Source organism: Mesorhizobium captivum, from assembly GCF_033977165.1.
GTDB classification, from domain to species: domain Bacteria; phylum Pseudomonadota; class Alphaproteobacteria; order Rhizobiales; family Rhizobiaceae; genus Mesorhizobium; species Mesorhizobium captivum.
Window position 1 is genome coordinate 131,456 of sequence record NZ_JAVIJB010000006.1, and the last position, 18,120, is coordinate 149,575.

The following is an 18,120-nucleotide window of genomic DNA, read 5'->3' on the forward strand; positions in this document are numbered from 1 at the left end:
CACGGGCGCGCAAAGGACGGCTTGCGCCGAAGCCGCGAATTTTCTTCAAATTTTAGATAAATTCGAAAGGATTGGTTTTCGAGATTGATTTCATTCAAGTCTCATCGATTGCATTAACTTTACGATAACCATCTATATATCTGTTTTAACATGGAAATTTCGGCAAGAGCCGGCGCCGGCGCTGGGTTTTCAGAAGACCGGGTGCGCCGGCTGCGGCTAACGCTCCATTTACCATGGGGGCAGATCGACCGGCTTTCCCATGCCGGCGTCCCAATATTTGCCGCGGGCGCGGCGATCGCCTCGTCTGCCTTATCCATTCCTTAAACGCTGGATGCCAGTTTCAAGCCAATTAAGATTCACCTGCAAAGCAGGGCAGTTTCACGACCGGGTACGAGTGCGTTGAGTTCGATTACGACCAGATACGTTCATCTGCCTGGCGCGGTTGCCGCCGGCTGCGAACGCATGGTTCACCCTACCGTCACGGGCGAGACTGAGCGCCTGCGTCAGCGCCGCTTCATCGGCGTCATGCTCGCCGCTCCGTTTCTCGCCGCGGGCGCGGCGGTGACGCTGGTCACCTCAAGTCTCGGTGCGGCCGTTACCGTGGGCGCGATCTTTGCCGCTTTCGGCCTATGCTGGTTCGCCGCGCTTCTGGTCGCCGCCACCGGCCGCATGGCGCTTGCCGGCCGTACGGCGGTTACGATTGGTGGTATCGCACTTGCTGGCGCTATTGCCGCGGCAGGCGGTCTGGCCTCGCCGGTAGCCCTGCTTGCCGTCGCTTTGCCGGTCGAAGCCTGGTGGATCGCCGGCTCACGGCGCGCAGCACTTTCGGGCGCGCTGGCGGCTCTTGCCGCCATTCTGCTGCAGCCCTTCGCGAACCAGTTGGTGCCGCTCGGCGCGGCCGGGATCGCCAGCTGGCACTGGCTGTTGCCGCTTGCCTGGGCGCTGACGCTGCTGCCCCGCGCGGCGGCCTTCGCCAATCCGGCCAGCGGGCGCCAGGCTGAGCCCGCGGCCGACCGCCTCGAGGAGATCATCGACGCCGTGGTGCTGCGCGTCGGCCGCCAGGGCGACGTGCTCGACGCTTCGGCCAAGGCGCGTTCCATTCTGAAGCTGGCGCCGGAGCTCTTGCTCGGCACGGGTCTGTTCGAGCGCGTCCATCTTTCCGACCGCGTTGCCTATCTCACCGCGCTCGCGGACATGCGCGAGGGCGCGCCGAAGCGCCGGCTCGACCTGCGCATCCGGCTGCCGCGCGACGGTGGCGGCTCGGCCGACAATTTCCGCCCGTTCCGCCTGGAATTGATGCGCGGCGGGCTCGAGCCGGAGGTCTTCACCCTCGTGCTGCGCGAGAACGACGACGTCGCTGCTCTGCGCGAAGAGCTTGCCTCGGCGAAGGAAGCCGCCGCGGCCGCCGAAGTGGCCAAGGGCCGTTTCCTGGCGGTGGTCAGCCACGAGCTGCGCACGCCGCTCAACGCCATCATCGGCTTCTCCGACATGCTGCTGCACGAGATGTTCGGCGCCTTCCGCGATCCTCGCCAGAAGGAATATGTCGGCCTGGTCAGGGAGTCCGGCCAGCATCTCCTGTCCGTCGTCACCTCGATCCTCGACGTCTCGCGCATCGAGGCCGGCGCCTATGCGACCGAGCTGGAACCGTTCCGCTTCGTCGAGGCGGTCGATATGTGCCGCTCGATGATGCGGCCGCTGGCCGACGCCAAGAGCATCGCGCTCGCCGCGCAGGTGGCGCCGGACGCCGGCGAGATCAACGCCGACCGCCGCGCCGTGCAGCAGATCCTGATCAATCTCGTTTCGAACGCCGTGAAGTTCACGCCCGACGGCGGCAATGTGGTGATCGGCGCCAAGCGCGTCGGCTCGCGGCTGCATTTCTGGGTCAGCGACACCGGCATCGGCATCGCCGAGGAGGATATGGCCAATCTCGGCAAGCCGTTCATGCAGATCCAGAACGACTATACGCGCCGTTTCGAGGGAACCGGGCTCGGCCTGTCGCTGGTCAAGGGCCTGGTGGCGCTGCACGAGGGCACGATGTCGATCGAGAGCGCCCCGGGCGAAGGCACCACGGTGACGATCAGCCTGCCGGTGAACGGGCCGAAGCGGCGCTCGGGCGCGCCGATCGGGGTGCTGCCGATGCCGGTTGCAAAGCCGAAGGGGGATGCAGATGGGGACAGCAATGGCTCGCTCCGCAAGACGGCCTAAGGTGGTCGAACCCGAGCGCGGCGTCCTTGCCGAGGGCGCTGTGGCCGTCGGCCAGGTGATCTCGCGAAATCCGGTTCTGGTCGGCGGCTCGACCGCCTTCCTGGTGACGCTCTTCTACGTTTCGGCCAACGCGCTCTGGTACCAGCCCTTCCCGCACACAGGCGCCTTCTTCGCCACCAGGAGCATCGAGAATTTCCCGCACACCGTCTCCGACGAACCGGAGACCACCATCAATATCGTGCGCCAGGCGCCGGTGCAGCCGGCTCCCAAGCCCGACCCGGTCGTCCAGCAGGTGCAGGGCATCTTGAAGGACCTCAATTTCTACGACGGCACGGTCGACGGCCTCACGGGGCCCGCCACGCGCAAGGCCATCCAGGCCTATCAGCTCAAGGTCGGCTTGCCGGGATCGGGCGAGATCGACGGCGCGCTGCTCGATCAGCTCGGCGCCAGGCAGACGACCGCGGCCATTCCGCACCCGGCGCCGCGGCCGGCCGATGGCGCAACGGCCCAGGCCGCCAAGCCGGCCCCGGCGGCAATTCCGGTCTCCGCCCCGGCCGATGGTGCAACGCAGACGCCCGACGCCCGCATCATTAAGATCCAGGCTGGCCTCAAGGCATTCGGCAATGACGAAATGCAGCTCGACGGCGTCGTCGGCACCCGCACCAAGGCCGCGATCAAGGAGTTCCAGGCGCTGTTCGGCCTGCCCGAAACCGGCGAGCCGGACGAAGCTGTCTACGTCAAGATGCGCGAGATCGGCCTGACGAACTGAGTCGGGATTTGTCCCGTCGCGTATCGTATCCTGTCGGCAGCGAGCGCCCGGTCCTCCGACAATCACGGTTTCTTCTACGCTTGCCGTTGGAAGGCCAACGAGCAGGAATGGCGCATAAAGTCGAAACCAAAGGTCCTAATGTCTGACATCTATTGCTATTGGGGCCATGCCAAGGCACGAGGTCGCGATGCCAAACTTCATCCGCAAACAGGTCGAATCCGGCCGCTGCAAGAATGCCAGCGAGGTTGTCCATGCGGGCCTGCGGATGCTTGAAGATTTCGAGGCGGAGCGGGAGAAGTGGCTGCGCAGCGAAATACCCTCCCGTCTCGCCGAGCTTCGGCAGAATCCGGCGAGGGGCATCCCGGCCGATGAAGTCTTTTCCGAACTGGATGCTCGTCACCGCGCCAACTTGGCAAAAGCCAAGTAAGGAACCGCGCATGCCATCCGGAATCCTGCCATGCGCGTGACCACCGATCTTTGGGTGTCGGCTCTTGTGCGCCGCGTGTTCGGCGCCGGCGGTTTTGCCGCCGTGGTCAAGCGCGGTGCGACCGAGGCGGGCGCCGTCTTCGTGCTGTCGCGTGGGCGGCTGGGGGAGGTGGCTCTCTACGGACCGGCGCCGCAGACGAGCTACGATTCGGCCAAGCCCGACGAGCGCTTCTTCACCATGCTCGACTCCGGCGACGAAGCCGCAGCATTCGATGCGCGGCTGGAGAGAGAAAAAAAATTCGATCCCGACATCTGGGTGATCGAGATCGAGGCGGGAGCTGCTCCTGTCGAAGAACTTCTGTCCGTCAAAGCGGAATAGGCCTCGGCCTGTTCGGGATCTTGCAAAAACAAATCAGAGCAGTTCAGCGTTTCAGCCAAACGCTGAACTACCTGGATTGTTCGGCAAGGCGACTGTCAGCGTGCGTTGGCCGCCGGCGCCGTCTTGCCCTGATCAACCGACGGTGGGGTCTTGGACGTGGCACCTGTCGCCGTTTCCGTCGCAGGCACCGTATGCTCGTCTCCCGACAGCGGACTACCTTCGCCTGAGACGGAAGTGCCCGGTCGGCCTGGGTTATCTGTGCCGTTCTGGAAAGGTTGGCTCGATGTCGTCAAGCCACCTGCTCCTACGGCAGTGAAGAGATGATCGGATGCCGACGCGGGGCCGGCAAGCAACGAAAGCGTCGCAAAGAACACAAGTGTTCGCATCATTGGGTTCTCCAATCATTGTGAGGATGTTCAGCGTCGCGTCCAACGCCCAACCTTGAGGTGGTCGGAAGGCTTCTGCAGGGGCAAGGGCGGCGCGTTTAGTGAAAGGGTCATGACCCTTTCACTGTCCTCAACGCAGCCCTGCGTAGCTCTATTCCCAAAAAAAGCGAGAAGAACGCTGAGATATCGCAGGACCGTCGAGCACCCACGGCTCATTCGGACCTTCGCCTCGCGCGAGCTGATCGGCGATTCTTCCGGACGCCGAATCGCTCTAGGACGCCTTGAGGTTGGTGGCTAAACCGTCACTGTTCGACGCTTCCCGGCGCTCGGTAGTCGCCGCGTCGGCGGCGTTGCCGCGAATCGCCCGCGACAGGGTCTCGGCCTTCCAGGTCCGCACCTTGTCGAGCGCTGCCTCGCGATGCAGCAGCCGGTAGCGGTCGAGGAACAGCCGGATCGCCTGCGGATGCGGGAACTCGCCGGGATAGACGGCGACCGCGATCAGGAAGGCCCTGTCTTCGCTGAGGTCGAGCGCCTTGAGCGCCGAAAGCAGCGCGGCGTAGCTCGGTTGCTCGGTCACCGAGCGGGCCGTGGTGAAATCGACGTCGAGCGCATCGGCAAGCGCTGTCTGGAAGAAGGCGGCATTGCCGGTCAGCGCCGTCTCGCGCAGCTTCACATAGGTTGGCTGGCCGAGGAACAGGTTGACGGCGACGCCGTCGCCGGTGGGCCGCATCATCGAGCGCAGGCGGCGCCGCGCACCCTCCTCGGCTTCGCCGGGAACCGGTTGTTTGTCTTCCGCGGTGTCGGCGGGCGCCGGTTTCACCGGCGCGAGCTTGGTGATCGTCTCCGGCGGCCGCGTCTTGACCAGCGTCGGCCTCTCCAGCGCTCGGATCAGCTGGGCGATGGTCGCATTGAGCGCCTTGCGGCGGGCGATCGTGCGCGCGTGCGGCAGGCCATGGCGGCCAATCAGCGCGATGAGGTCGATGTCGCTCAGCGCGTTCGAGCGGGTAAGCAGCGGTGCCGCGATCTCGACCGGTTCTTCGGCCAGCCGCCGCACCAGCGCGGCCGGCGCATACTCGCATTCGGAAAGGGCGGCGGCGACATAGCGGCGCGATTCGACCGACACCTCGTCGAACAGCGGCAGCGTCAGATCCTCGAGCTGGGCGATCTCGCGGCGAGAGGGACGTGTCAGCGAGCAGAACGCCGATACGGCGGCGCGGAACAGCCTTTCGGCTTTTCCAGCTTCGGTCCGGATAGCGATTTGCCTGAAATCCGAAGATGACACGGAGGATACGCCCGATACTCGACACAGACCCGGCCCTGCGCAATCCGGCCGGGCCGGTTTCGCATCTCCAGGGAACAAAGGTCAAATTAGCCGCGATCCGTTAGCGCTCCGTTAACCCTCTGCCCGTCTTAATCAACTTTGGAGGCGTTGCGTTGGGCTCCGGTCAAACCGAGAGGAATGCGCGAACCATGGGCATGGTCCTGTCTTTTGTGCCGAGAACGGCATCGGTCAATCGAGTAAATCACGCTACCGATACGGCGGCGGCGGTCATCATCTTCCCCGGCGTCCGCTACGAGCAGCCGCCGCAGGTCGGCGCGGCGCGTCCGGGCGACGCGGACAAGCCAGGTTCGCCTCGGCCTCCCGTCCCGCACCATTGACGGTCTAACCAGAGGCAGGAAAAGTGTGTAGCGGTTTTCCGTCCGGAACTGCGGCAAACGCTAATAATCCTGCAGCTCGCAGGCGCTTTGCTCGAGAAAGCGTGACACGATCGGCTTCCAGCTGTCGTCCGGCACGAAGGCGCGGACGACGAGGATGCCTTCCTCGATCGGCGCCTCGACGAAGATCGCGCCCTGAAGCTCCTCCGGAAGATCGCGCCGCACGTCGATCATCTGCGCCGGTGTCAGCACCACGGCATCGAGCTTCTCGCCGTTCGCATTGTGGTCGTTGAAAGAATAGATGTTGTGGCCGTTGCGGTCATAGACCGAAGCCGACCAGAACGGCACGTCGCCCGGTGCCCGGATCCGCACCAGCCCGTCGGCGAGATCGAAGCGGCAGGCAGCTGCGTAGAACATCGGGTCGACCGACTTCACCACCGGCGCGACGCCGGCCTCCGCGTCAAGCCGCGTCATCTTGTAGAGGTCGGAGGCCAGCGCCAGCCGCGACCAGGCGTCGCGCTCGGAAAATTCCGGCACCAGGAACAGCACAACGATATGCACGATGCCGGCGCCGAGCAGGCCGAGGATGAGCGCGTGCAGCAGGCTACGCATGGCAGCCCGCCTTCAGGATGCGCGGCAGCGTCACGTCGGAAAGCCCGGTGCTCGACGCGATCGGCGTGTCGTAGAAGGTCAGCACGAAATACATCTTGCCGAAGCCGTTGGTGAGCAGCCAGTTGCCGGGCGCAGGGCGGTCGCCGACGGAGATGACGACCGAATTGTCCGGCCGGCGCAGCACCTCGTAGGATTGCAGCGCCGCGTGTCTCGCCTTGCCGGTGCCGATGACGCCGAGCGAGTGGTCGGCGGCATAGAGCGTCCAGAACCGGGCCGTCGGATAGCCGCCCTCGATCGTGTAGGCGCATTCCCGTTTCAGCGGCTCGCCGGCCTCGTCGCGCTCGGCGACGAAGGACAGCCCCTCCGCTTGGCCGAGCGCCAGCACGCCCTCGCGCGCCACACGCGCCTTCGAATAGGGGTCGGCCGCCTGGGTGCCGATTTCGGGAAAGGCGGTCCATTGGCCGATGCGGATCGCGCCGACGCCGTCCTGCGCGTTGAGCGCGTACCAAACGCTGCCGCCGCCCAGGCCGATGGCCATGGCAAGCGAAAGCAGCGTGAGGAATGCGTTTCTGAGCATGAAGGGCCGGAACAGAGGAGGTTGTTCGGGATATCGCGGCGCGGGGCCTCGTGGCAAGCCGGCTTGCTCCAAGGCGCGGCGATATTCAGGTGATGCCGGCCTGCAAATGGGTGCTTCCTGCGCTTCGGCGCTCATGCACATGGCACACTGCCATGAAGTCTTTCTATCGAACAAGCAGCGCCGCATTCCCGGTGTTGACGACCGGCCAGTCATGGGCGAGATTCCGCCCTGCGACCTCCTGATCATCGATGCCTCATGCGGCGCTGCAGGCGGCTAGACCGCCACGCACCAGCGCCGACGCTTTGCCATCGTCCCGTGTGCCGGCGACGCGGTGATCACCAATGTCGATTTCAGTCGAACGAAGAAGGAGATTATTCAATGGCGCTCGAACTCATCAACCCAGATGGTCTGCCAGTTCCAGAGATGTACACACAGGTTGTCGTCGCGACGGGATCCAAGCTGGTATTCGTCTCAGGTCAGCAACCCGAAGACATACATGGCAAGCTCGTTGGGTATGGTGATTTTGCGGCGCAAGCGCGCCTGGCATTCAGCAATCTCGGCCGGGCGCTCAGTGCGGCAGGTGCACGGCCTGAGCAAGTTTGCAAGATCACAATCTACATTGTCGACTATAAGCGCGATGAACACGTTCCGATCATCGAAGAAGCGCAGATTTCGCTGTTTGGAGATCACAAGCCAGCGAATGTGGTGGTCGGGGTCGCGATAATGTCCCCAGGCTATCTGATTGAGGTCGACGCGATAGCGGTCATTGACGAGGCCGTCAGAAGCTAGCGTCGCACAAGGCGGCCCGCGTCTTTATCACTGTGAAAAGGTAGTAGTTCGCTCCGATCCGATGCCCGTGCTTGAAGCCGCCGCGATTTCGTTCCACATCGATCGGGATGAAGGGCGAGATAGAAGAACGACGCTGGAATTTAGCGTGGGCCTTGCCCGCATCGCTGATCCTGCATGCGCTCATCGCAGCGTTTCTGGTCTACAGCCTGCCGAGGCCTGCCCAACAGTCGGATCAGGAACAGCCAGTCAATGTCGCGCTTGTGCCTCCGCCCGAGCAGCCGAAACCGAAGCCTCCGCCCGCGCCGCGGCCAAAAGAACCCAACGCCGAAAAGCCGCCGGAACCGAAGGCTGAAAAACCGCCCGAGCAGAAAGTTGAAAAGCCGCCTCTGCCGGAAAAGCAGCCGCCGAAGCCACCGCCAATCGCGGTGCTAAAGCCCGTTTTTCAGTATGGTGACAAGGATACCGGCCCGAGGAAATCCCTGGATGGAGGCGGCGATCGAGACAACAAGCCGTTGCCGGCCAAGGATAATGAGTCGAAGCCGCCTGCCGTACCGAAGCCTGCAGAGAACCAATCTGCAGCGCCGGCAGACGCCGACCAGCCGGCGAATCAAAGCAAGGCTGACGAGAAGCCGGAAACCGCCGCGACGGACGCCAAGCCTACGCAGAGTGAGGAAAAGCAGGCAGCCCAGGACGCGGATAAACAGCAGGCAGAGAAGCAACAGGCAGGAGCGCAAACCGCCGAAAAGCAAACAACCGTGGCGCCAACGCCGTTGGGTGCTGAGAGCGACGGTAAGGTCGAGCTTCCGGCCGCGGCCGAAAAGCCAAAGCCAAAACCCGTAAATGCGCTGAAGTTCAGGCCTGCAAAGATCCCGAAGTCCCGAAGCAGGAGCGGCGGGACGCCAGGTTCCACCAACGCCGCCGTTGCCGGATCGCCGACCTATTCGGGCCTTCCAGGTGTCCGAAAACTCTACTCGCAGGGCGCCACCGGCGATGCGCTGGCCACAAGCTCCATGAGCGGCGTGCCTCGCGATCAGCGGGTTGCCAACCTTTGCGGCAGCGTTTTGAACCAGGAATTGCGGGACGCCTCTTATTCTCCCAAATGGCTGCCATCCATTCCGCTGAAGGTGGGCAATGTTCTTAGCCCTCCGGAGGCCGCGTTCAGCACGACAACCACATGGTACCGCCTGGGCTTCCGGTGCGAGGTCGATGCCGATGCGACGAGGGTCTTGTCGTTCAGCTTCCGTGTCGGCGCTGAGATTCCACCTGGCGAGTGGGCTCGTCTCAGATTGCCCAGTCTTCGCTAACGCAGATGCACGTCGCCCAAAAGTGCGCAGCGGTTTTGCGAAAGACAAGCATTAAAACAAAGACTTAAAGCATGTCTCCCGAAAGTGGGAACCGGTTTCGGGACAAAGACATGCGTAAAATCAAAAACCTAAAGCGCATGGAGCGAATCTGAAAGATCGCGACGCGCTTTAAAGCGCCGACAGCGTCTCCGGCAGGGTAGGTGCGTCGAGGACCGGCGCTGCCTGGAATGCCTTGGTGATGTCCCTCAGCGTCTGGGTGGTGCGGCTGGAGAGCACCGGCGGCCGCTCGGCCTTCGCCTGTGCCGCGGCATCCGCGGCCTCCTTCTTCGCCGCTTCCTCGGCCTTGGCCGCCACTTCCGGGTCGACCCACGGATGATCGAGGCCAGGGATCGGTTTCAGGTCGATGTTCTGATGCGCATAGACCATCAGCCGCTGCCACACCATCGCCGGCAGCGAACCGCCGGTCATCTTGTTGGTCGGCGTGAAGTCGTCATTGCCGAGCCACACGGCGGCCGTGTAATTGCCGGTGAAGCCGACGAACCAGGCGTCGCGGTAGGATTGGGTGGTGCCGGTCTTGCCGGCAACGACGATGTTGGGAAGCTGGGCGCGCCTGGCCGTGCCGATCACCGGCACCGCCGCCAGCATCGTGTTCATATAATGCAGCGCCTTTTCCGATAGCACCCGGTGCGGCGGCGGCGCGTCCTTGGTCCAATCATAGACCACGTCGCCGGTGCGGGTGACAAGCTGGGTGATGCCGTGCCTTGAGCCGACGAAGCCGTTCTGCGCAAATACGCTGTAGCCCGTCGCCTGGTCCATCACCGTCATGAGGGATGTGCCGAGCACCATGGTCTTGTGCGATTCCAGCGGCGACTCGACACCCATCGATTCCGCCATCGCCTTGATCGGGCCGATGCCGAGATAATCCTTGGCGAGCCGCACCGGCACGGTGTTGATCGACTTGGCGATCGCGGTGATCAGCGTGACTTTGCCGGCTGATCCGCCATTGTAGTTGTGCGGCGACCAGCTGCCCCAGCTGATCGCGCCGCCGGAAACCACCGAGTCCGGCGTGAAGCCGTGCTCCATCGCGGTGGCATAGACATAAGGCTTGAACGACGACCCGGTCTGGCGCAGCGCCTTGGTGGCGCGGTTGAACTGGCTGGCGCCATAGTCGCGGCCGCCGACGATGGCGCGCACCGCGCCATTGGTCTCGATCACCACCACCGCGCCTTCGGTGACGTTGTATTCCTTGCCGAACTGGCGAAGGTGGAACTCGACCGACTCTTCCGCCGCCTTCTGGATGTTGGCGTCGAAAGTGGTGTGGGCGACCAGCGAATGCTGGCCGGGCTTGGCGATCTTCTTGACCTCGTCGAAGGCCCAGTCGAGGAAATAGTCGGGGCTCTTCTGCTCGCCGCGGTCGACGACGTCGGCCGGATGCAGCCTGGCCTGCAGCACCTGGCCCTCGGTCATGAAGCCGGCGTCGACGAGGTTGGAAAGCACCACATTGGCGCGGGCGCGGGCGGCCGGCAGGTTGATATGCGGGGCGTATTTGGTCGGCGCCTTGAACAGGCCGGCAAGCATCGCCGCCTCGGCGAGATTCAGGTCCTTGACGCTCTTGCCGAAATAGAAATCCGCCGCCGCCTCGATGCCGAACGTGCCGCCGCCCATATAGGCGCGGTCGAGATAGAGCTGCAGGATCTCCTTCTTGGAGAGGTTCGCCTCCAGCCATAGTGAGAGAAAAGCTTCCTTGATCTTGCGCTCGAGGGTTCGCTCGTTGGACAGGAAAAGGTTCTTGGCGAGCTGCTGAGTGATGCTGGAGCCGCCCTGGACGACCGAATTGGCGCGCACATTCTCGAAGATCGCGCGCGACAGGCCGAGAACGTCGATGCCGTAATGATCGAAGAAGCGCCGGTCCTCGGTCGCCAGCACCGCCTTGATGACGATGTCGGGCATCTCGTCGACCGGCACGGAATCGCGCTGGATGATGCCGCGCTGGCCGATCTCGTTGCCGTAGCGGTCGAGGAAGGTGACGGCGAAGTCGCCCTGGTTGCGCCAGTCGCCGCCGGTGATCTCGAAGGCAGGCATCGCCAGCGCCAACAGCACCACGAAGCCGCCGGCGCCCATGGTGAAGCCTTCGCTCAGCACCTCGATGATGGCGCGCCGCCATCCGTGAAGGCGGAATCGGCGGGAAAAGATGGTTGCCGCTTCCCAGAATTCGCGCGCCTTGAAGCTGATCTCATAGAGGGAGGAATCGAGCCACGCGTCGACGGCAAGAGCCGCAGAGGCGATCCGGCCTCTTCTCTTGCGTGGTTTCGAAGGACTTGCCATTCCAGACTTCCGCCCCAACGCGCTTTCGACCGAAACCGCATGGTCGGTTTCGGGCGCCACCCCTCAAAGACTAATCGACCATTTTAGCACCGCTCACAAGGGCAGCGAAGCCACACCCAAGCTTTGTTGAACACTAAGGTTGATCGTGCGTGCGCGGCGATATCACCGCGCCGCGATGAAGCGCATGAAATGCGCCACATCCGCTTCGGTCGGCTCCTGGCCGGTGAAGGAGCGCAGATAGGCGGCAAGGTGGCTGACCCGGGCCTCGACCGGCTCCTTGAGGTCGAGCACGTAGTAGCCGATCTGCATGTAGTAGAGCACACGGGCGCGGATGAAGGCATCCTCGTCGTCGTAGCCATGCCGGCGGTACATGTCGCGGATGGCGCTGAGGCGCTCGTCGTCGGCCTGGTCGATCATGCGCCGCACATCGTCCGAGCGCCTTGCCCATTCGCGAACGGCGAAATCCAGCCTGGGGTCGAACAGGCGCTCGTCGGCCCAGCATTCGAAGACGTTCATCACGCCCATGATGATGGTTTCGGCAGGGCGCCTGGCACGCTCGACGATCGCGGTGGTGTTGGTGTCGTGCCAATGCTTGAGCAACTGGTCGAGCAGGTCCTGCCGGCTGTTGAAATACCAGTAGAAGCTTGAGCGCGAGACGCCGAGCTTGTGGCCGAGCGGTAACACGCGCACGCTCTCGATGCCGTCCGAAATCAGCGTTTCAAGCGCCAGATTGATCCAGTCCGAGCGCGTAACCTTGATGTTGCCGGGCGTCGGTTCGGCCTGGGGGGCGGTCATGATCATGGCCGCACAATAGGCACGGCGCAAAGCTGCGCGCAAGCTCTGGACAGAAGTGTCTAGACATATATGTCCAGGCCATATATCTTGGAGCCTTCAACGAGAGGGAGAGAGCTCGTGAAGTCGCATTACCGGGCAATCGTCATTGGGGGAGGCGTGGTCGGCGCCTCGGTGCTCTATCACCTGACGCGCTTCGGCTGGAGCGATGTGGCGCTCATCGAGCGCGCCGAGCTGACCGCAGGCTCGACCTGGCACGCGGCCGCCGGCTTCCATGCGCTCAATGCCGACCCCAATGTCGCGGCGCTGCAGGATTACACGATCAAGCTCTACCGCGAGATCGGGGCCGAGTCCGGCCAGAATGCCGGGCTGCACATGACCGGCGGCGTCAACATGGCGAGCGACCCGCAGCGCTGGGAATGGCTGAAATCGGCCTGGGCTGTGTTCCAGTCGGTCGGCATCGAGACGGCCCGGCTGGTGACGCCTGAGGAGATCAAGGAGATCTGCCCGATCGTCGATGTCAGCGACGTGCTGGGCGGCCTCTACGATTCCAACGAGGGCCACCTCGATCCCTACGGCACGACGCACGCCTATGCCGGCGCCGCGAAGAAGCGCGGCGCCGACGTGATCCTGCGCAACCGGGTCGTCGAGCTGAAGCAGCGCGCCGACGGCGGCTGGGACGTCGTCACCGAGAAAGGCACGATCGTCGCCGAGCATGTCGTCAACGCCGGCGGCCTCTGGGCCAAGCAGGTCGGGCTCATGGTCGGCGTCGACCTGCCGGTGACGCCGATGGAGCATCATTATTTCGTCACCGAGGACATTCCGGAAGTCGCTGCGCTCGACAAGGAGCTCGGCCTCGCCGTCGATCTCGACGGCTTCTCCTATCTGCGACAGGAGCGGAAGGGTGTGCTGCTCGGCGTCTACGAGCAAAACCCGAAACACTGGAATATGGACGGTGCGCCCTGGGATTACGGTATTGAGCTGATCCCCGAGGACATCGACCGCATCAGCCCGGAGCTTTCGAAAGCCTATCAACGCTTCCCCTGCCTGGCGAAGGCCGGCATCCGCAAATGGGTGAACGGCGCCTTCACCTTCACGCCGGATGGCAATCCGCTGGTTGGCCCGGTCCGGGGCCTCAGCAACTACTGGGTCGCCTGCGGCGTCATGGCCGGCTTCAGCCAGGGCGGCGGCGTCGGCAAGTCGCTGGCCGAATGGATGATCTACGGCGAGCCGCAGGCCGACATCTTCGGCATGGACATCGCCCGCTACGGCGCCTTTGCCGCCAACCGCGAATATCTCAAGCAGACGACGGGCCAGTTCTACGCCCGCCGCTTCGTCATGACCTTCCCGAACGAGCGCCTGCCTGCCGGCCGGCCGCTGAAGCGTCCGGGCGCCTATGACGGCATGAGCGCCGCAGGCTGCGAGTGGACGGCATCCTGGGGGCTGGAAATCCCGGCCTATTTCGCGCCGATGGGGTTCCGCGAGGAGACGACGCTGAAGCGCTCAAACGCTTTCGACATCGTCGGCGACGAGGTGCTGCAGGTCCGCCGTGCCGCCGGTCTCGTCGATACGACGGCCTTCTCGCGCTACGCAGTGTCGGGACCCGGTGCCGAGGCCTGGCTCGACCGGCTGCTCGCCAGCAGGCTGCCGAAGCCCGGCCGTGCAAAGCTCGCGCCGATGCTTGGCCATGACGGGCGGCTGAAGGGCGATCTTACCGTGCTCAACTGGGGCGGCGGCGAATACTGGATCATGGGCTCCTACTATTTGCGTGAGTTCCACATGCGCTGGTTCGAGGCGCATAGGGCGGACGGCGTATCGATCACCGACATTTCCGACGCGATGTCCGGCTTCCTCGTCACCGGGCCCAACGCACGCAAGATCGTCGAACGCACCACGTACCAGGACATTTCCGCCAAAGCCTTGCCGTTCATGGCCTGCGGCGAGTTCGACATCGGCATGGTGCGCGCCCGCGTCGCCCGGCTGTCGATCGCCGGCGAACTCGGCTTCGAGATCAACTGTCCGGCCACCCTGCATGCGAGCCTGCGCGAGACGCTGCTCGCCGCGGGCGAGGATCTTGGCCTCGCCGAGATCGGCTACTACGCGCTCAATGCGCTTCGGCTGGAGAAGAGCTTCGGCATCTGGTCGCGCGAGTTCACGCAAGGCTACACGCCTGGACAGACAGGGCTCGACCGCTTCATCGCTTTCGACAAGGGCGATTTCATCGGCCGCGAAGCAGCTCTCAGGGAACAGAAGACGGGCGTCGCACGGCGGATCGTGACACTGGAAGTCGATGCGGTCGACGCCGATGCCAGCGGCTTCGAGCCGGTCTGGCACAAGGGCCGGCGCGTCGGTTTCGTCACCTCGGGCGGTTATGGCTACACCGTCGGCAAGAGCGTCGCCCTGGCGTTGGTGGATGACGATTTCGCCGGGGAGGGGATAACGCTTTCCGTACACATTGTCGGCGTCGAACGGCCGGCGCTCGTCATCGCGGCCTCGCCCTATGACCCCAAGGGCGAGGCAATGCGGCAATAGGGAGGATTGGGCATGATTGACGAAGCCGCACGCGATCTGAGGCGCGAACGCCGGCGCGGACGCACCGGCGAGGCCGGCAGCGAGTCGAGCCGCCGCCCGAACTATCGCTCGCTGAAGAACCCATTCCTGCCACAGCCGGTCTTTGCCGACGACCAGGTCGCCGCGATCCACGACACGGCGCTGCGCGTGCTGGAAGAACTCGGCATCAAGGTGCTGCTGCCGGAGGCGCGCGCTGTTCTTGCCAAGGCCGGTGCCCTGGTCGACGAGGACAGCCAGGTGATGAGGATCGGCCGCGACATGGTCGAATCAGCGATTGCCTCCGCGCCGCGTTCGATCCAGGCCTATGGCGGCGACCGCTCCCGCGACCTGATGCTGGAACTCGGCACGATGACCTTTCTCGCCGGCTCCGGCGCGCCCAACGTCACCGATCTCGAGCGCGGCCGGCGGCCGGGCACGCTGGCCGTCTTCGAGGAATTCATGAAGCTGCTGCAGCATTTCGATGTGCTGCACATGCTTGGACCCTGCATCGAGCCGCAGGATGTCGATACCCGCTTCCGCCACTATGCCACCGGCCGGGCGCAGCTGACGCTCTCCGACAAATTGCCCTTCGTCTTCGCGCGCGGCACGCCGCAGGTCGACGACAGCTTCGAGATGGTGCGGCTGGCGCGCGGCCTCTCGGAGGACGAGTTCCGCGCCGGCGCCCATTGCTACACCGTCATCAACACCAACTCGCCGCGCCAGCTCGACATTCCGATGGCGCAAGGCATCATCGACTTCGCCAAGGCCGGCCAGATATCGATCATCACGCCCTTCTGCCTGGCGGGCGCCATGGCGCCGATCACGGTCGCCGGCGCGCTGACGCTGCAGCATGCGGAGGCGCTGGCCGGCTTGACCCTTGCCCAGATCGTGCGCCCCGGTGCGCCGGTGGTCTATGGTTCCTTCTCGTCCAATGTCGACATGAAGTCGGGCGCCCCGGCCTTCGGCACGCCGGAGCACATCAAGGCGACCTTGGGTGCCGGCCAGCTCGCGCGTTTCACCGGTCTGCCCTGGCGCTCCGGCGGCGGCAGCGCCGCCAACATTTCGGATGCGCAGGCGGCGCATGAGACGCAATTCGCGCTGTGGGGCTCGGTGCTGGCCGGCGCCACCGTCTGCATCCATGCCGCCGGCTGGCTGGAAGGCGGCTTGAGCGTCTCCTTCGAGAAGCTGATCACCGACATCGAGGCCTTGCAGACGGTCGCCGAGCTTTGTGCCACGACGCCGGGCGACGCCGACGCCATCGGCTTCGAGGCCATCGCCGAGGTGCAGCCCGGCGGCCATTTCTTCTCGGCCGCCCACACAATGACGCGCTACCGCACGGCCTTCTACGAACCACTGGTGGCCGACTGGTCGAATTTCGGCAATTGGACCCAGTTCGGCGGCAAGACCGCCACCGAGCGTGCCACCGGCATCTGGAAGCGGATCCTTTCCGATTTCCAGCCGCCGCAATCGGCTGCCGCCACCGCCGGCGTGCTCGACGAGTTCATCGCCCGGCGCAGCGAGGAGGGCGGCGCAGCGCCTGTGTCGTGAGTCTGAAAACGTAATAATTTCGAGACCTTCGCGGTTCACGCTACAGTCAAAACGATTCGCGATCTGGCATCCGATCGCGAGCGTGGTTACGTTGTCGATCAGGTTGGCGACGAACCGAAGGCTGTTTGCGATGGACGATAGATGACGGCGCCTGGCGATTTGATGCAGGCCTTGTTCCTGCGACTGAAGACCGACGCCTCGCTGTCGGCGTTGCTGGGCGGCGCCGGCCTGCTTGAGCGTGCCGACGACAAGGCCGCCTTTCCCAACGTGACCTACGGCCGCACCAGCGCCTTCGATCTCGAAACTGGCGCCGACAACGACAATGATCAGCTCATCACGCTGCATGTCTGGTCGAAGGCGCAAGGCGAGGCCGAGACGCGTCTCATCATGGACAGCATCAGGGCGCGCCTCGACGGTGCGGCGCTCTCGGTCGGCCCGCGCGGCCAGACCCGCCTGTCGCTGGAATTCGCGGAGGCACGCTATGACGAAGACCTGACGGTCCATCACGGGCTGCTGCGCTTTCGCGCGTTGACGCAGCATAGTGCCTGAGCGGACCAATTCCCCCTAAAGTTGGGCCTGGATCGCGGCCTTGTCGATGACCGACCAGACCTCGCTTATCCGCCCGTCCTGGAATTCGTAGAAGACGTTCTCGGCAAAGGAGACGCGCTTGCCGTTCACCGGCAGGCCGAACAACATGCCTTTCGGTCGGCAGTCGAAATGCAGGCGGGCTGCCACGCGCGGCGGCTCTGAGACCAGAAGCTCAATGTTGAAACGAAGATCGGGAATAGCCTGGAAATCGCCCTCCAGCATCCGGCGATAACCTGCAAGCCCGATCGTCTCGCCGTTATACTGCACCTCGTCGCCGACGAAGCGGCCGAGATTGTCCCAGCCCTGTTCGTTGAGGCAGGCGATGTAGCCTTTGTAGAGGTCGGCAAGCTCCTCGCGGCTCGTCGTGTTTCCCATGGTCGTCGAACCTTCCTATACTAGTTCCTCGGCGGATAGGTTGCAGTCGTCGCTAAGATGCGCTGTTCGTTTCGGCGAACCGCCGCAAACGTTCGCAATTGGCTAGGGCCTCCCGGACGTCGTCATCCTTGGGCGTAGCGACGCGAAGCGGAGCGAAGACCCAAGGATCCATGCCATAACCTTGGCCGAAGAGTGCAACGGAGCAGAATTCTGCACCGCGGCGGAGCTGCGCCGCGTCGCTTCGCTCCTTGCTCCGCCCCAGGATGATGGACTGACCGGCGCGCCTCCGCCAATCTCCACAATGTGCGATTTTGCCACCGCTGGCACTATCCGATCCATCAAAATTTCTGTGTTGGAGCTTGGGCAAGGCGAAAGATCGGCACACGAAAACCGTGGCCGCGCCTTTGATTTTCCGGCTATGAATTCAAGATCCGGCTTGAGGTAAGTTCGGGCGGCGGCATGGACGCGGATTTTCGGCCGTTCACCGTTCATTTCACGTTCAGCACAGATGCGTTAGAACCGTGATCATGAAAACGTTCCGCTCCCATATCCGCGCAGCAATGCTGGCGCTTGCCGCAGCCGGCCTTTTTGCGTCGCAGGCGATTGCCATGCCGGTCATCGAGCCGCCGGTCGAGCAGCCGGTCGTGCTTGCCGCCAGCGACTGCTACGCGATCGGGCAGCAGGTTGCCGCGCAGAATGGCGGCACGCTCGCCAAGGCCTCGCAGGCGACGCGCGGCGGCCAGCAGGTCTGCGTCATCGTGGTGCTGGTGCCCGGCAAGGAAGGCCAGCGCCCGCGTCGTTCCGAGATCGTGGTGCCGCTCAACTGACCCCATCTTCCT

16 protein-coding genes are annotated in these 18,120 nt (G+C 64.1%); 10 read left to right on the forward strand and 6 right to left on the reverse strand.

What is annotated here, in order from left to right; genetic code table 11:
* Positions 1 to 462 precede the first annotated feature (462 nt).
* The 4 genes from RFM40_RS07945 to RFM40_RS07960 all read left to right on the forward strand — a co-directional run bounded on the left by RFM40_RS07945 (position 463) and on the right by RFM40_RS07960 (position 3,779).
* Entirely contained in the window at positions 463 to 2,205 is a 1,743-nt protein-coding gene (locus RFM40_RS07945; protein WP_320225532.1) for a sensor histidine kinase, read from the forward strand.
* On the forward strand, positions 2,180 to 2,974 hold the full coding sequence (locus RFM40_RS07950) for a peptidoglycan-binding domain-containing protein (protein ID WP_320225531.1): 795 nt from the start codon (positions 2,180 to 2,182) through the stop codon (positions 2,972 to 2,974). Before RFM40_RS07945 ends, RFM40_RS07950 begins: the two co-directional genes overlap by 26 nt.
* A 187-nt stretch (positions 2,975 to 3,161) precedes the next feature.
* Entirely contained in the window at positions 3,162 to 3,401 is a 240-nt protein-coding gene (locus RFM40_RS07955) for a type II toxin-antitoxin system ParD family antitoxin (protein WP_320225530.1), read from the forward strand.
* A 30-nt stretch (positions 3,402 to 3,431) separates the two neighbouring features.
* Positions 3,432 to 3,779: a DUF1491 family protein gene (locus RFM40_RS07960; RefSeq protein WP_320225529.1), complete on the forward strand. Its 348-nt coding sequence runs from the start codon at positions 3,432 to 3,434 to the stop codon at positions 3,777 to 3,779.
* Positions 3,780 to 4,436: 657 nt separating this feature from the next.
* Here the strand turns inward: RFM40_RS07960 and RFM40_RS07965 are convergent.
* From RFM40_RS07965 to RFM40_RS07975, 3 genes are all read right to left on the reverse strand, one after another.
* Positions 4,437 to 5,447 carry a hypothetical protein gene (locus RFM40_RS07965; RefSeq protein WP_320225528.1) on the reverse strand — a complete coding sequence of 337 codons (1,011 nt, stop codon included), beginning with the start codon at positions 5,445 to 5,447 and terminating at the stop codon, positions 4,437 to 4,439.
* A gap of 437 nt (positions 5,448 to 5,884) precedes the next feature.
* Positions 5,885 to 6,433: a DUF1254 domain-containing protein gene (locus RFM40_RS07970; protein WP_320225527.1), complete on the reverse strand. Its 549-nt coding sequence runs from the start codon at positions 6,431 to 6,433 to the stop codon at positions 5,885 to 5,887.
* Complete coding sequence (locus RFM40_RS07975; protein WP_320277358.1) at positions 6,426 to 7,010, reverse strand: DUF1214 domain-containing protein; 585 nt, start codon at positions 7,008 to 7,010, stop codon at positions 6,426 to 6,428. The genes RFM40_RS07970 and RFM40_RS07975 overlap by 8 nt, the downstream gene beginning before the upstream one ends.
* A gap of 378 nt (positions 7,011 to 7,388) precedes the next feature.
* Between RFM40_RS07975 and RFM40_RS07980 the strand changes: the two genes are divergently transcribed.
* Together RFM40_RS07980 and RFM40_RS07985 are read left to right on the forward strand one after the other, a co-directional pair.
* Complete coding sequence (locus RFM40_RS07980; RefSeq protein ID WP_320220042.1) at positions 7,389 to 7,799, forward strand: RidA family protein; 411 nt, start codon at positions 7,389 to 7,391, stop codon at positions 7,797 to 7,799.
* A 107-nt stretch (positions 7,800 to 7,906) separates the two neighbouring features.
* Positions 7,907 to 9,103, forward strand: a complete 1,197-nt coding sequence (locus RFM40_RS07985; protein WP_320225524.1) for a DUF930 domain-containing protein — start codon at positions 7,907 to 7,909, stop codon at positions 9,101 to 9,103.
* 168 nt (positions 9,104 to 9,271) lie between these two features.
* Here RFM40_RS07985 and RFM40_RS07990 read toward each other — a convergent pair whose 3' ends face one another.
* A complete protein-coding gene (locus RFM40_RS07990) occupies positions 9,272 to 11,428 on the reverse strand; it encodes a transglycosylase domain-containing protein (protein ID WP_320225523.1) in 2,157 nt (718 codons plus the stop codon).
* A 162-nt stretch (positions 11,429 to 11,590) separates the two neighbouring features.
* The gene (locus RFM40_RS07995) at positions 11,591 to 12,229 is read right to left on the reverse strand and encodes a TetR/AcrR family transcriptional regulator (RefSeq protein ID WP_320225522.1); all 639 of its coding nucleotides are present in this window, start codon (positions 12,227 to 12,229) and stop codon (positions 11,591 to 11,593) included.
* Between the two features lie 111 nt (positions 12,230 to 12,340).
* Between RFM40_RS07995 and RFM40_RS08000 the strand changes: the two genes are divergently transcribed.
* The 3 genes from RFM40_RS08000 (at position 12,341) to RFM40_RS08010 (ending at position 16,867) form a co-directional block, all read left to right on the forward strand.
* Positions 12,341 to 14,752 carry a GcvT family protein gene (locus tag RFM40_RS08000; RefSeq protein ID WP_320225521.1) on the forward strand — a complete coding sequence of 804 codons (2,412 nt, stop codon included), beginning with the start codon at positions 12,341 to 12,343 and terminating at the stop codon, positions 14,750 to 14,752.
* 12 nt (positions 14,753 to 14,764) lie between these two features.
* On the forward strand, positions 14,765 to 16,318 hold the full coding sequence (locus tag RFM40_RS08005) for a trimethylamine methyltransferase family protein (protein WP_320225520.1): 1,554 nt from the start codon (positions 14,765 to 14,767) through the stop codon (positions 16,316 to 16,318).
* 141 nt (positions 16,319 to 16,459) lie between these two features.
* Positions 16,460 to 16,867, forward strand: coding sequence for a DUF3168 domain-containing protein (locus RFM40_RS08010; RefSeq protein ID WP_320225519.1), 408 nt, complete (start codon positions 16,460 to 16,462; stop codon positions 16,865 to 16,867).
* Between the two features lie 15 nt (positions 16,868 to 16,882).
* Here the strand turns inward: RFM40_RS08010 and RFM40_RS08015 are convergent, their stop codons facing one another.
* The gene (locus RFM40_RS08015) at positions 16,883 to 17,281 is read right to left on the reverse strand and encodes an ester cyclase (protein WP_320225518.1); all 399 of its coding nucleotides are present in this window, start codon (positions 17,279 to 17,281) and stop codon (positions 16,883 to 16,885) included.
* 527 nt (positions 17,282 to 17,808) lie between these two features.
* On the opposite strand from RFM40_RS08015, the gene RFM40_RS08020 reads away from it, so the two are divergent.
* A complete protein-coding gene (locus RFM40_RS08020; RefSeq protein ID WP_320225517.1) occupies positions 17,809 to 18,108 on the forward strand; it encodes a hypothetical protein in 300 nt (99 codons plus the stop codon).
* Positions 18,109 to 18,120 lie beyond the last annotated feature (12 nt).

What these genes read in the sequence shown, in the direction of transcription:
- RFM40_RS07945 (WP_320225532.1), top strand. Translation starts at nt 463, where the DNA reads ATGGTTCACCCTACCGTCACGGGCGAGACTGAGCGCCTGCGTCAGCGC.
- RFM40_RS07950 (WP_320225531.1), top strand. Translation starts at nt 2,180, where the DNA reads ATGGCTCGCTCCGCAAGACGGCCTAAGGTGGTCGAACCCGAGCGCGGC.
- RFM40_RS07955 (WP_320225530.1), top strand. Translation starts at nt 3,162, where the DNA reads ATGCCAAACTTCATCCGCAAACAGGTCGAATCCGGCCGCTGCAAGAAT.
- RFM40_RS07960 (WP_320225529.1), top strand. Translation starts at nt 3,432, where the DNA reads ATGCGCGTGACCACCGATCTTTGGGTGTCGGCTCTTGTGCGCCGCGTG.
- RFM40_RS07970 (WP_320225527.1), bottom strand. Translation starts at nt 6,433, where the DNA reads ATGCGTAGCCTGCTGCACGCGCTCATCCTCGGCCTGCTCGGCGCCGGC.
- RFM40_RS07975 (WP_320277358.1), bottom strand. Translation starts at nt 7,010, where the DNA reads ATGCTCAGAAACGCATTCCTCACGCTGCTTTCGCTTGCCATGGCCATC.
- RFM40_RS07980 (WP_320220042.1), top strand. Translation starts at nt 7,389, where the DNA reads ATGGCGCTCGAACTCATCAACCCAGATGGTCTGCCAGTTCCAGAGATG.
- RFM40_RS07985 (WP_320225524.1), top strand. Translation starts at nt 7,907, where the DNA reads ATGAAGGGCGAGATAGAAGAACGACGCTGGAATTTAGCGTGGGCCTTG.
- RFM40_RS07990 (WP_320225523.1), bottom strand. Translation starts at nt 11,428, where the DNA reads ATGGCAAGTCCTTCGAAACCACGCAAGAGAAGAGGCCGGATCGCCTCT.
- RFM40_RS07995 (WP_320225522.1), bottom strand. Translation starts at nt 12,229, where the DNA reads ATGATCATGACCGCCCCCCAGGCCGAACCGACGCCCGGCAACATCAAG.
- RFM40_RS08005 (WP_320225520.1), top strand. Translation starts at nt 14,765, where the DNA reads ATGATTGACGAAGCCGCACGCGATCTGAGGCGCGAACGCCGGCGCGGA.
- RFM40_RS08010 (WP_320225519.1), top strand. Translation starts at nt 16,460, where the DNA reads ATGACGGCGCCTGGCGATTTGATGCAGGCCTTGTTCCTGCGACTGAAG.
- RFM40_RS08015 (WP_320225518.1), bottom strand. Translation starts at nt 17,281, where the DNA reads ATGGGAAACACGACGAGCCGCGAGGAGCTTGCCGACCTCTACAAAGGC.
- RFM40_RS08020 (WP_320225517.1), top strand. Translation starts at nt 17,809, where the DNA reads ATGAAAACGTTCCGCTCCCATATCCGCGCAGCAATGCTGGCGCTTGCC.